The sequence below is a fragment of the Buttiauxella gaviniae genome (assembly GCF_040786275.1).
Classification (GTDB): Bacteria; Pseudomonadota; Gammaproteobacteria; order Enterobacterales; family Enterobacteriaceae; genus Buttiauxella; species Buttiauxella gaviniae_A.
This window is the reverse complement of sequence record NZ_JBFMVT010000002.1, coordinates 818,754-832,594: the sequence shown is the minus strand read 5'-3', so window position 1 is coordinate 832,594 and position 13,841 is coordinate 818,754. Positions and strand designations below refer to the sequence as shown.

The window sequence follows — 13,841 nt, the reverse complement described above, 5'->3', positions numbered from 1 at the left end:
CCGGGCGTCTTTGCACCCGGGGATTTTTTTGCTGACTATCAGGTAACAATATGGTTCTGCTGTACCAGCTCATCGAGCGTGGTGTGAACGTTCTCCAGAGTGACAAGGGTGGTTGGGGCGCTGTAAGTGGTGCCTGTGCCGTCACGGTCTATGGAAATAACCGTGTTATTGCCGTTGGTGGTGACGTTCAGGTAGTTGGCGATGTTGGATGTCGCCGGGTTCCAGCCGGTGAGCAGATCGTGAATATCAATTTTGTCGCCCTGCGCCAGCGAGAAGTTGCTCCAGGTATCCGCCCCGTTGCCGCCTGTGGCGCTTGCCGAATTAAGCAGGTGATAGACCAGGGTATCGCCATAAGCCGAGCCGTTAATCACATCGCCAAGTGCGGTGCTGACAAACTGCGGGTTCATGTTGATGGTGAGCGTGGCGCTATCGGAATGGCCGTTCTGGTCATTGAGCGTATAGTTAAACGTTTCCTTGCTGGCGATCGCCGCAGGAGAAATACCGCTGTTTAACGTGTAGGTGTATGAGCCATCAATACCCATGACCAGCGTGCCGTAATGCCCTTGAATCGTGGCGCTGGAATTGCTGCTGGTCAGCGGATTAAGCGTGGTGGTAACGCCGTTATAACCCGTAATGCTCAGCAGGGTGTGAACGGTTCCCAACTGATCCACGGCTCCGGCGGCATCGTGACCGTCGTAGATATTGCCTTGCACGGTACTGCCCGCAAGCGTTGAGTAATTATCCAAATCAATGGTTGTGCCGGTGATGGTTGGGGTGATGGTTATCAGCCCCGCCCCCAGCGCACCCATGCTCCCGGTGTAGTGCAGGGTGTAATTGCCCGCCGGGAGATCCAGCCCGCTTAAATCAATGTTCGCCACGCCGCCAAGCAGCAGGCCACCATTGAATGAACTGCTTCTTACCACCGTTCCGGCACTGTTGATGATCTCCCAGGTAACATTTAACCCGCCAAGGGAGAGCAACGATTGCACGGTAAAATGCAGGACCGGGTTATGCAGCACATCGTTGTTCGCCACGGTGAAAAATCCGTCCCCGCTTCCTGATGTCGCGGAAAGCAATTTCGCCGTCCACGACGCTTGCCCCATGCTGGTATCCGAGTAAACCGCAGTGGTTTGCGCGGTGCTAACCGGCATAAGCAGGCTTACGTCATCAATCGCATCCACCGTGCGCGGCGTGGCGGTAATATTCAGCGAGGCGGTGCCGGTATCGCCGTTTGGCGCGGTCACGGTATACACGAAGCTGTCCGGCGTTTTGATGCTATCCGCGCCCACACCAGCATTCAGCTTGTAGGTATAGCTGCCGTTGGCATCAATGGTCAGTACGCCGTATTCGCCATTAATATTTGTGGTGCCCGTGGCGGCAACAGAAACGCCGTTCACCTGGGTGACATGCCCGGCTCCGCCCGTGACAACGTCATCCTGCAGCACATTGCCGGTTGTCGTGGCGCTGACGCTTTCCACGGCATAAGTATGATCCTGCAGGATATTGAGCGTGTAGCCCGTCAGCACGCTCACGCCGCTGGCGTTATTGAGTAGGAACAGATACTCGCCACCCGGCAGAGTTAAGGTTAATTGCCCGGAAGTGCCGCCCAATAACGGCGCGGTAAGCCAAGTTTTTTGTACCTGATATTGCTCGAACTGCTGGGTTATTTCGTTGAATTTGTAGATATACAGATCGAAAGTTGAAATCAGGGCGACGCCACCGACGCTGGCCTGGACCGTCATGGTGCGGGTTGAACCGTCATCCACATCAAAGATGATTGGATTGGACATGTTGGCGAGTAAATTCGCATTCAACACATTGCCTACGCCAACGCTGAGAACGGACAACCCACTTTGCGATGAAGCACCGTGGTTTACCGCTTCGACGTCTGTGCTGTAGGTCAGCGCCGCCGTGTTATCTGTCGCCGTAACGGTGCTGGCAGGAGCAGGATTACCCAGCGTGACCACCAGTTGGGCCGAGGCGGTCGCCCCGTTGTGGGTGATGGTATAGGTGAAGTTTTCCGTGCGCCCAATCACCGACGCCGAGGTGTTGGTCAGGGTGTAGGTGTAGCTTCCGTCCTGATTAATATGCAGGGTGCCGTACTGGCCCTGGATATCCGCCCCGCCAGCCCCGACCGCCGTAATTGCGCCTTGCGCGTTGGTTACGGAACTGACAACCGTGCCTGCTGGCGCGGTGTCCTGGCCGCTGTTCGGGTCGACATCAGTAATCACGTTCCCCGGCTGCATCGTGCCGCCGGTGATGGTGCCCGCGCTGATCTGCTGGACGCTCACATCCAGGCTGGTAAACGACCCCGCTGTAACCAGGCTGGTGTTGTAACTCAGCACCCGGTAGTTACCTTCCGTCAGCCCGTTAATGTTCATCGTGACGCCGCTTGAACCGAGCGTGAGCAGGTTGGCAAACTGTGGCTGTGACGAGTCGTAAACGGTGGTCCAGGCGCCATTTTCAAAGCGCTGAACCGCAACTTCCAGGTTATTGAGTAGCGTAAGCACAATGCCCGTGGCGGCAGCATCGATCGTAATATTCCCCGTTCCGCCCGCAGCGATATTAAAGGTTACCTGTGCCGTGTCATTCCCGAGCACGGAGGCCGTATTACCCAGCGCGCCAACCAGTAACGTGCCGTAATCGCTGTAATGAACCGGGGGTGAAACCGTTGCCGTGCTGGTGAGCGCCAGATTCACGACGTTGCTGTCGGCGGCAAGCGGCAGGTTTGGCGCAATGGCTGAGATGGATGGCGATGCGTTGCCCGCCGCATCCGTTGCGATGACCGATAAACTTTCCCCGCCAATTTCACGGGTTGGCAAGGTTGCGCTCCAGGCCCCGCTACCATTGGTGGTTGCGGTCACTGTTCCACCGCCAGGCAGGGTAACGGTGACGATGCTATTCGCTTCGGCAGAGCCGCTGATTGTGGTGCCGTCGGCGCTGACCGTTGCGCTTGGTGCCAGCGGCGCAAGAGTGTCGACAATGACGGTGGCGGCCGCAGAAGGGCTACCGGTGCCGTTGGCGTTCGTCGCGGTGGCGGTAAATGCGTGCGAGCCTTCGCCCAGGGCGGAACCCGGCGTATACGTCCAGTTGCCGCTCCCGTTTGCTGTGGTGGTTCCCATCAGCACGCCGTTGTTATAGACGTTGACGGTTGCCCCGATGTCCGCGGTGCCGTTAATGGTCGGCGTGGCATCGTTGGTGCTTTGCCCGTTCGCCACGGTTCCGGTCACGGCGGCGAAATCATCCACCACGCTTGTGATGACAGGCACGCCCGGCAACGCAGTGTTTGGCGCGGTAAATCCGGCTGAAAGACCGGTGTTACCTGCGACATCCACCGCATAGGCGAGCAGAGCCTGGGCATTGGTTTGTGCAGGCGTAATAGCCACGCTGAACTTACCGGTGCCGTCAGCCGTTGCGCTGCCGAGCACGGTTCCTGTGCTGGTGGTGATGGTCACGGTGCTGCCCACTTCGGCAGTCCCCGTGACGATTGTCCCGGTTGCGTTTACGGCCATGCCGGTCGGTAGCCCTGGCGGGGTGGTATCAACAATAATCGCCGAAGGTACCGAGCTTACGCTGATATTTCCCGCCAGATCCGTTGCGGTAACGGTAAAGGAGTGGCTTCCGTCGGCTAACCCAACCGTTGGTGTGTAGTTCCAGTTGCCGCTGCCGTTGGCGCTGACCGTGGCGTAAAGCGCGCCGTTATCGTAAATATTTACCGTCGAATTGGCTTCTGCTGTGCCGTTCAGCGTTGGCAGATTATCGTTAGTCGGCAGATTGGTTATCGGGCCGGTAATTGGCCCCGCATCATCAACAATCGAGGTGATTACGGGCTGCGTTGGCGCGGTGGTATCAACCGTTATCGCAAACCCGGCTGTCGCGCCGCTGGCGTTCCCCGCTGCATCAGTTGCGGTCACGGTGAGGGTGTGTAAGCCGGTGGTAAGCGGCGTGGTTGGGGTGAACGTCCAGTTGCCGCCCACAGGAACCGTGACGGTGCCAATCTGCGTTGCCCCATCGAAAATGGCGAGGGTAGTACCCGCTTCTGCTGTGCCATTCAGGGTTGGGCGCGCATCGTTGGTGACTTGCCCGTTGGTCAGTTGAGCGTTAAATACGCCGCCCGCTATATCGTCTGTGACCGATGTCAGCACCGGCGTATTTGGCGTTAAGGTGTCGATATTGAGCGTAAAGCTGCCAGATACCGCGCCGAGGTTCCCTGCGGCATCGGTAGATGTTGCCGTAAAGGTATGCACACCATCGAGGCGGGCTGGGGGTGTATAACTCCAGGTGCCGGTCGGGCTGGCAGTGACCGTTGCGAGAAATACGCCGTTGTCGGAAATACTCACTATTGAGTTGGCTTCCGCGGTACCACTGAGCAACGGCTGGTTGTCGTTGGTTGACTGCCCGTTGACCAGCGCCCCGGTCACCGGGCCGACATCATCAAATGCCTGAATAACAATCGGTGCCGTTGGGGCGGTGGTATCCACCACAATATTGAACGCCCCTGATGGTGCGCTGACGTTGCCCGCCGTATCGGTGGCGGTGACCGTCAAGGCGTGGCTACCGTTAGTCAGCGCTGTGGTTGGCGTGAAGTTCCACGCTCCGCCAGTTGCTACGGCGGTGCCGATGGCCGTGCCGTTATCGTAAATTGTGACCGTGGAACCCGCCTCCGCGGTTCCGCTAAGGGCAGGCAGGGTGTCGTCAGTTGTTTGCCCGCTCGTTAAATTCCCCAGGACTGAGCCCGCATCATCGGCGACCGTGGTAATAGCCGGAGCGACCGGGGCTGAAATATCTACCAGCACATTAAAAATGGCTGACGGTGCGCTGGTGTTTCCGGCGCTATCCGTGGCGGTAACGGTCAGGTCGTGCGAGCCGCTGCTGAGCGGTGTTCCTGGCGTAAAGCTCCAGTTTCCACCCGCGCCAACGGTGGTTGTGCCAATCGGAATCGGATTATTGCCGTCGTATACGGAGATGGTTGAACCGATTTCACCTGTACCGGTTAGAGCAGGGCGCGTTTCGTTCGTGGCCTGGCCGTTGGTGATAGGCCCAAGAACAGGCGCGGTGTTATCCGTCACGGTCACAATTACCGGCGCGTTTGGTGCGGCGGAATCCACCACGACGGTGAAGGCCGACGATGGATTACTGATATTCCCTGCGGCGTCTGTGGCGGTGACGGTCAGAGTATGGCTCCCCTGGCCGAGCGCCGTGGTCGGATCCAGCGACCACTTACCCTCCCCATCAGCGAGGGTAGTACCAATAACGGTATTGCCATCTCTAAGCGTGATAATCGCGTTCACTTCACTGGTACCGCTCAACGTAGGCAGAGTGTCTTTGGTTAGCTGCCCGTTGGTGAGTGTCACCCCGCCAACCTGAGTTTGATCGTCCACAACCAACGTGATCGCAGGCACGATGGGCGCTGAGGTATCAACCACCACGTTAAAGCCTGCAGACGGCGGGCTAACGTTGCCCGCGGCATCGGTGGCGGTGAGGGTAATATTGTGGCTGCCATCGGCAAACGGTGGATTTGGGGTGAATGACCAGTTGCCGGTGCCATCAACCGGGATCGTGGCGATCGCGGTGCCGTTATCGCTAATTGTCAGCGTGGTATTTGGCTCCACTGTTCCGGTTAGCGTTGGCGTGTTGTCGTTGGTCGGCTGGCCGGAAATCACGGCGCCAGGGGTTGCTCCATCATCTGTTACCGCCGTAACGACTGGGGCCAGTGGTGCATCGTTATCGACGTTTACCGCAAAAATAGCTGAAGGTGCGCTGACGTTTCCGGCTGCGTCCGTCGAGGTAACGGTGATCGGATGCACGCCGAAAGTGAGATTGGCTGTTGGTGTGAATGTCCATGTGCCGCTGGCATTTACCACGGCGGTGCCGATTGGACTGCCGTTATCCAGCACGGTAATCGTCGAGCCAATTTCCCCTGAGCCGGTGAGCGTCGGACGCGGATCGTTGGTCGCCAGGCCGCTGGTGATGATTCCGGTTCCCGGCGTGACATCATCGGTAACGGTGGTGATAGCCGGTGCCGTCGGAGCGAGGGTATCGATGTTGATAACGAAATCTGGAGATTTACCGCTGGTCTGGAAGTCGGTTGTTGTCTGGCTCACCGCGAAAGTGTGCGGCCCGTCGCCCAGTGGCGTAGTGAACTGATAGCTCCAGTTTCCTAAATTGTTCGCAGAGATAGGGGGGGAAATGGGCACACCGTCCACATAAAGCGTGACCGTGGCAAATGCTGTCGCCGTTCCGTTGAGCGTCGGCAAGGTGTCGTTGGTGCTTTGCCCGGAAGCCACATCAGCCGTTCCAGGGAGTACATCGTCCACCACTTCGCTAATAATTGGTGGCTGCGGGAGGCCAGAGTTGGAGGCGGTAAAGTCCACTTCTGCGCTTTGGTTGCCCGCAGGATCCTGCGCAATGGCGGATAGCGATTGGCCGCCGGTTTGTGCAGGAGAAACGGTGACGGTAAATGCCCCGGTTGTGCTATCGGCAACGCCTCGGCCGATTTCGACGCCCCCTGCATTGCTGATAATCACCGTACTACCCGGTTCAGAGGTTCCGCTTACCAGCGTCCCGGTATCTTCCAGCGGCAGGGTGATCACGGGCTCCGGCGGCGGTGTGAGGTCAACCGTAAGGGTGATGGAATCCGCTGCGGTAGCCGTCTCACCCGCTGGATTGGTGGCGCTAAAGGTGAACTCGTGAGAGCCCGCATCTAACGCAGGGGTAGTCACACTCCATGTACCATCGGGAGCAACAACGGCGGTAGCCAGTGCGGTATCGGAACCGTTGTCGAACACGGAAACCGTGCTGCCCGGCGTGCCGGTTCCGCGAAGGGTCGGCGTGGTGTCGTTTGTGGCGCTGCCTTCCGTTAACAGAATCGGCGCGGCGGGGACATCGTCATCAATAATTTCTGTCACGGACGGAGCGGTTACCGGCGTGGTATCGACCGTAATCGTGAAAGTGTTCGAAGGGGCGCTGATATTACCTGCCGGGTCGGTGGCGGTTGCGATCAGGTTGTGGATGCCATCAGGCAACGTTGAATCCAGGGTTAACCGCCACTCTCCATTTTCATCAACCACTGCACGCCCAAGAACCGTAGTGCCTTCGTACAGCGTAATCGTGTCACCCGCCACACCCGTTCCCAGGAATTCAGGCGTACTGTCATCGGTGGTTTGCGTAGTGAAGACTTCACCCTCAATGTTGCCGACATCATCCAGCGCCAGGTTAATGACGGGGGCGTCAGAGGCGGCGGTATCGACGGTAAAGGTAATATTTTCCGACGGATCGCTGCTGTTACCGGCGGGATCGGTTTCTACCACGGTAATGTTGTAGGTTGCAGGCGGCGTGACGGTGGGCAGGGTGTAGCTCCAGGAGCCATCTGCAAGCACGGTGGCCGTGCCGATTTCCGCGCCGTCATGACGGATGGAAATGGTGTCACCCGCGACACCTGTTCCGGTAATGGTTGGCGTGGTGTCGTTCGTGAATCCGTCAGCCGGAACATTGCCCAGCCCCGGTGCCCGATCGTCAACAACGCCTGGGATGCCCGGTTGCACCGGAGGCGTATTGTCCACGGTCAGCGTGAAAGCGGGTGAAGGTTGGCCGACATTGCCCGCCGGATCTGTTGCTACAGCGGTTAATGAATGGGTTGTTTCACTCAGCGGGGAATCAGGTGTCAGCGTCCAGTCGCCATTTTCATCCACAATGGCTGTGCCGATAGATAAACCGTTATCGAAAATTTCGATGGTTGCGCCTGCTTCGCCTTTCCCGGAAAACTCAGGTGTGTTGCTCTGCGTACTGCCGCCGTTGATAAGCGTTGCCGGAGCATCACCGACGAGGCCGGCTGCGTTAATAATCTGAGGAGCCGCAGGCGGAGTGGTATCTACTGTCAGGTTAAAGTTGGCTGCGGGACTTGCGTTTCCTGCGGCATCTGTCGCGATGGCGCTCAACGCGTGAGGCCCTTCGCTCAGCGGCTGCGCAGGGGTAATGCTCCATTTGCCATCGTCATCCACGGTGGCGGTGCCGATTGGGTTAGCTCCGTCGTAAAGAGTGACGGTCGTTCCCGCAGGCCCGGAGCCGTTAAACTGCGGCCTGGTATCATCGGTCGCAGAATTGTTGGTAAGCGGAGCCGTTACAGTGCCAATGTTATCGTCAGCGTTATCAATGGTTGGCGCGTCTGGCAAAGCGGTGACGACCGTAATAACAAATTCGGCGGACGGCTCGGTGACGTTGCCCGCAGCATCTGTGGAGGTAACGGTAAAATGATATTCGCGATTTTCAAGCGGTTCGGTCGGGGTAAAACTCCAGGAGCCCGACGAGTCGACGGTGATGGCAGGGTAGGAATTTGCGCCCTCAGAGAGAATAATTTGTGAACCCGGTTCGCCAGTGCCGCTAAGGGTTGGCGTCGTATCGTTGGTGACGCCGTTGTTCGCAACCGGGCCGGTAATCGTGCCGACGTTATCGCTGACCAGAGTAATGGCAGGCGTGAGCGGGGCGATGGAATCAACGGTCAGGGTAAACAGCGATTCACCGCTAGTGTTTCCTTTCGCATCCGTCGCGGTGGCGGTCAGATTATGCAGGCCCTGGCCGAGTGCGCTGGTTGGGGTGTAGCTCCAGTTGCCGTTTTCGTCTGCGGGAGTGCTACCCAACAATGTGCCGTTGTCATAAATCGTCACGATAGCATTGGCTTCTGCCGTACCCTGGAGTTCGGGTCTATCGTCGTTAGTGGTATCGCCATTTGCCAGATTGCCCGTCAAAAGAGCGACGTCATCCACGGCCGTGGTGATAATGGGGAGGTCGGGGGCGGTGGTGTCCGGGGCGTCAATCGGTGTTTCTGGACCTTTGTTACCTGCGCCATCGGTGGCCGAAACGTCCAGTTTTTCACCGTTGGTTTGTGGCGGGGCGATGGGAATACTAAAGCTGCCATCGTCTGCGGCCTTGCCCTCTCCCAGAACTGTTCCGTCGGGATCGGTCACTTTGACCGTGCTCCCGGCTTCCGCATTACCGGTGACGATCGACCCTTCGTCATTGATGTCTACATCTGTCGGTGCCGCAGGGGCGGTAGTGTCTGGCGCAGGAACGGAGGCGTTGCTGCTTTGGTTGCCAGCCACGTCGGTTGCGGTAACCAGAAGGGTTTCGCCATTGAGCTGCGCTGAGGTCAGGGGTGTGACGTCAAATTTGCCGTCGCTGCCCGTGACGCCGGTTGCCAAAATGTTTCCATCGCCATCATAAACGGTGATTTTACTTCCCGCTTCGGCAGAACCGGTGACGTGCAGGCCATCTGCTGTCACTAACAAGTCGGTTGGGGCAGGTGGCGGGGTAGTGTCGACATTCACCGTAAATGCATATGACGTACCGCTGGTGCCGTAGATATTGGTGGCGGTAAAGGTGAGGTTTTGCGGGCCCTCCGGTAGCGGCTGCGCTGGGGTAAACGTCCAGTGACCCGTTCCGTCGACCAAAGCCGTTCCCAGCGTCGCACCGTTGATAAAGAACGTTACCGTGCTTCCGGCCTCTGCCGTGCCGTTGAGCGTTGGCGTGGTGTCGTCGGTTGCCTGGCCGTTGGTTAGCGTTCCGGTTGTCGCTCCGGCATTGTCGTCCACGGAATCCAGGACCGGTACGATTGGGAACTGGGAATTGGACGCGGTAAAACCGGTATCAAGGCCAACGTTTCCTGCGGCGTCCTGAATGTGCGCCGTGAGCGATTCCCCATGCGTTTGGGCGGGGATGATGGTAATGGCAAATTTGCCATCGGCTCCGGTAACTGTCTCACCGAGTAAGACATTATTGGTGCCCACAATAGTCACGCGGCTTCCGGCTTCTGCGAGGCCGCTAACGGTGGTGCCGTCCAGGCTCACGTTAGTGATGGTTGCAGGCGTGGGTGGCGTTAAGTCGACGGTAAAGGTTGGCAATGTGGTAACAGCGCTGACGTTTCCCGCCGCATCGGTCTGCTGTAACGTGATTGTGTGAGAGCCTTCCCCCAGCGGTTGTGTAGGGGTGTAGCTCCACTTGCCGTCGCTGCCTACCGTGACCATTGCGAATGGTTTACCGTTGTCACTGATCGTGACGATATCACCTGGTTCACCCACGCCGCTTAACGTCGGTTTTGTGTCGTCGGTGACACCGGTGTTTTGTATTAAACCGGTGATGCTGCCGACCGTATCATTCAGCGGGCTAACGGTGGGGGCATCTGGCGCTATGGTGTCGATAACTACCGTATAGCTACCTGATAAACCGCTTTCGCCTTTTGGGTTGGTGGCGGTGGCGGTAAACTCATGTTCTCCATCAGCCAGCGGCGTACCTGGCGTAAAGCTCCAGCTACCATTTGCATCCGCAACGGCGGTTCCGATCTCTACCCCATTGTCAAAGATATGAACGGTGGAGCCCTCCAGGGCAAAACCTTCAATGGTTGGCGTTTTATCGTTGGTTGGTTGACCGCTCAGAATCAGGCCGGTCGCCGGGGCTGTGTCATCCGTAACGCTGGTGAGAATCGGTTCGAGTGGCTCCGGAATGAAAGGGGTCGTTACGGTGGCTTCTGGGCCGGTATTACCTGAAGGGTCGGTGGCATGAACCGTTATGTCTTCGCCATTGATTTGTGGCGTGGTCAGCGGGATAGAAAAACTCCCGTCACTGCCTGCGGTGCCTTGCCCGATGATCTGGCCGTTAGCATCGGTGATGGTGACCGTGCTGCCCGGCTCGGCACGACCGGTGATGGTTTGGCCGTCAGCGGATACGTTAAGATTTGTCGGTGCGGCTGGTGGTGTGATGTCACTGCCTGGAGGGGCAGGATTGGGCTCGCCGGTGCTGCCCCCATTGTTTGAATTGTCATCCCCGCCACCACCACCTCCGCCGCCGCCACCCGCAGCGAGCGCAATGCCACCCGCCAGGGCTACGCCGCCTAATACCCACGGCCAGATAGCTGCGCCGCCATGGTTTTCTGCCCCGGTAGCCACCATGAGGTCATCGATATTGTTAAGCGGCTCGAAGTGAAAAGCGGTGTCGGTATCCTGCACCCACCATAACGCGCCTTTGCTGTCTTCAAGCACGAGCTGGTTGCCGCCCTGGTCTGCGAAAGCGTAGAAATTTTTAACCGTGACGACCTCGCCATCACGCAGCGTAATGACCATATCGTTGTTTGTGCGAACGATACTTGCGATATCAGCGCGTTCGGCTTTGAGTTCAACAATAGAAGGAGAATTCAGCGTAATTTCAGAGGCTTCAATATTATTTGTTACGCCAGTGAGCTTTGAGATCAGGGATATTGAACGCATGGTTATCACTCCATTCAATGTGAACGTGAGGGGCTTCGGCATGACCTAAATAGAAAAGTTATTTACCCGGAACAACGTGATAGAACGATCTTATTCATCTATAAATTTAAAACGAGCGAATCCGGACATCAAAATATTGACGGCAAGCGTTATAAGCTAATATTTGTTTTCTACCGGCGTGTTAGTTTATATAAATGAAAAGTTCATACTTTCTTATCATTTCATTTCAGGGTTATTGAAGATATAGACAGGAAAAGATGAAAGCGCAAATTCAGTGGTGCTTAACTAAATGTTAAGCAATTCGAGGGGGTTGTGTTCTGTAAAGAGATGAGAAGTGATGGTGAAGGGGTTAGGCTTTGGATGTGGTTTTGTGATTTAATGAATTGTTATATATGAAAATTATTCCTTGTTTTGCTTTCCTTTATCTCTGACGCTTGCATCGCTTTATAACATGATTAACCTGGTAAAAGTAAGGTTTTTGGTGTGATGCTTATCACTTGCTTCAATTAAATTAAACAAAAGCGGAGCGGGAAAAATCCTATTTTTCAGTCATTTTTTTAACGAAATAATGTAGAAAATAATAGGATTATTAATCGGCATTACTGTGTAGCATAAGTTTAATAATAGTGTGAGGTATATTTTATTGTTAATTGATTACCAGTTTGAATTATTAACAAATAAAAGCGTTGTCAGGTGTGAATAAAACATAAGCACAGGAGTTTAATACTGGCTCTTATGATAAGAACCAGTAGTGATATTGAAAGTTTTAGAACAGGAGTTAACGGCCCGCATGTTTCATAATGCGCGCTTTATCCAGCGCCCACTCTTTGTCTTTCAGGTCGGTGCGTTTATCGTGCAGTTTTTTACCTTTCGCGACGCCGATTTTTACTTTGCACCAGGCATTTTTCCAGTACATCGACAAGGCGACAACCGTATAACCATCGCGGTTGATTCGGCCATAAAGGGTATCCAACTCGCGTTGATTAAGCAGGAGTTTACGGGTACGCGTAGGGTCGCAAACTACGTGACTTGATGCCACGTTTAACGGGGTGAAGTTAGCGCCAAACAAAAATGCTTCGCCATCGATCAGAATAACGTAGCTATCACCGATGTTGGCTTTCCCGGCGCGCAGTGATTTTACTTCCCAGCCTTGCAGCACGAGCCCCGCTTCAAACTCATCTTCGATAAAGTATTCATGGCGGGCGCGTTTGTTTTGCGCAATGGTGGCTGAGCCTGGTTTGTATGCTTTTTTCTTTGTCATAGTGCTGCTCAGTATATGTAATCCAGGAGTTCAAATACACCCCGCTTCGCTGCGGGGATGAAGGCATATCTTAGCACGGCTCTGGGCTAAGAGTTTTTCTTTGCGTGGTGATAAATGTTATTATTTGTCCGTTGCAAGACTCACAGGAAATGCTATGCCTCAGATTACCCGTACTGCGCTAGTGCCTTACAGCGCGGAGCAGATGTATCAATTAGTGAACGATGTGAAATCCTACCCAGATTTTTTACCGGGTTGCACTGGCAGCCGGGTTCTTGACGTAACGCCCGATCAGATGACGGCGGCGGTAGATGTTTCCAAAGCGGGTATCAGCAAAACCTTCACGACACGCAATACGCTGACCAGTAATCAAAGTATTTTGATGCACCTTGTCGATGGGCCCTTTAAGTCATTGATGGGGGGCTGGAAGTTTACGCCGTTGAGCGCTGAAGCATGCCGTATCGAGTTCCAGCTTGATTTTGAATTTACGAATAAGCTGATCGAACTGGCGTTTGGCCGCATCTTCAAAGAGCTGGCGGGTAACATGGTTCAGGCTTTTACCGTTCGCGCCAAAGAGGTTTACAGTGTCGCCTGATATTAAGGTCGAAGTGGTTTATGCGCTGCCAGAAAAGCAGTATTTGCTGAAAGTCCGACTGGGGCAGGGCAGCACCGTTGAGCAGGCAATTATCGCCTCCGGTATTCTTGAACTGCGCACGGATATTGATTTATCAAAGAACAAGGTGGGGATTTTTAGTCGTCCGGTGAAATTGACCGATATGGTGAGTGAGGGTGACAGAGTGGAAATTTATCGTCCGCTCATCGCTGACCCGAAAGAACTCAGACGCCAGCGAGCAGAAAAATCCGCTCAGAAGTAGCCAAAAAAAGGTGCCTTAGGCACCTTTTTTGTGGGTTATTCTTTTTCCAGCTTCGGCTTATTGTCGATGTTGGTCAGCACGCCGCTGCTGTTAAAGGTTAACGTTAGCGTTTGTTGAGTGACACCTTCATGCCCTGGCTGCTGGCGGAAGACGTAGAACCAGGTATTGGTGCCGAATGGATCAGTCATCATTGGCGTACCCAGAGCATACGCAACCTGCTGTTGAGTCATGCCAGTACGGATCTTTGACACATCGTTTTGTGTCAGGTAGTTCCCCTGGTTAATGTCGGGGCGGTAAACCACTCGCTCCAGAGTGGAACAGCCTGCGGTCAGCATAAGAAGAACCGCTGCGGCAGCAGTCAGCGTTTTACAGCGCATAGTGATTTGATTCCTTTTCGGGCCCGAGCAGCACATGGCTCATTCATAATATGCCGATGATAATAAACCTTTACGC

Annotated in this window: 5 protein-coding genes; 2 read left to right on the top strand and 3 right to left on the bottom strand. The window is 55.4% G+C overall.

Annotated elements, in window-relative coordinates; all coding sequences use genetic code 11:
* Positions 1-38: 38 nt before the first annotated feature.
* A complete protein-coding gene (locus AB1E22_RS04535; protein WP_367594280.1) occupies positions 39-11,255 on the bottom strand; it encodes a BapA/Bap/LapF family large adhesin in 11,217 nt (3,738 codons plus the stop codon).
* A gap of 778 nt (positions 11,256-12,033) precedes the next feature.
* Positions 12,034-12,516, bottom strand: coding sequence for an SsrA-binding protein SmpB (gene smpB / locus AB1E22_RS04530; RefSeq protein ID WP_367594279.1), 483 nt, complete (start codon positions 12,514-12,516; stop codon positions 12,034-12,036).
* Positions 12,517-12,670: 154 nt separating this feature from the next.
* Here smpB and AB1E22_RS04525 point away from each other — a divergent pair, with 154 nt between their 5' ends.
* Positions 12,671-13,108: a type II toxin-antitoxin system RatA family toxin gene (locus AB1E22_RS04525; RefSeq protein WP_367594278.1), complete on the top strand. Its 438-nt coding sequence runs from the start codon at positions 12,671-12,673 to the stop codon at positions 13,106-13,108.
* On the top strand, positions 13,098-13,388 hold the full coding sequence (locus tag AB1E22_RS04520; protein WP_367594277.1) for an RnfH family protein: 291 nt from the start codon (positions 13,098-13,100) through the stop codon (positions 13,386-13,388). Before AB1E22_RS04525 ends, AB1E22_RS04520 begins: the two co-directional genes overlap by 11 nt.
* 35 nt (positions 13,389-13,423) lie before the next feature.
* Here AB1E22_RS04520 and bamE read toward each other — a convergent pair whose 3' ends face one another.
* Positions 13,424-13,765 carry an outer membrane protein assembly factor BamE gene (bamE, locus tag AB1E22_RS04515; protein ID WP_367594276.1) on the bottom strand — a complete coding sequence of 114 codons (342 nt, stop codon included), beginning with the start codon at positions 13,763-13,765 and terminating at the stop codon, positions 13,424-13,426.
* Between the last annotated feature and the right edge of the window lie 76 nt (positions 13,766-13,841).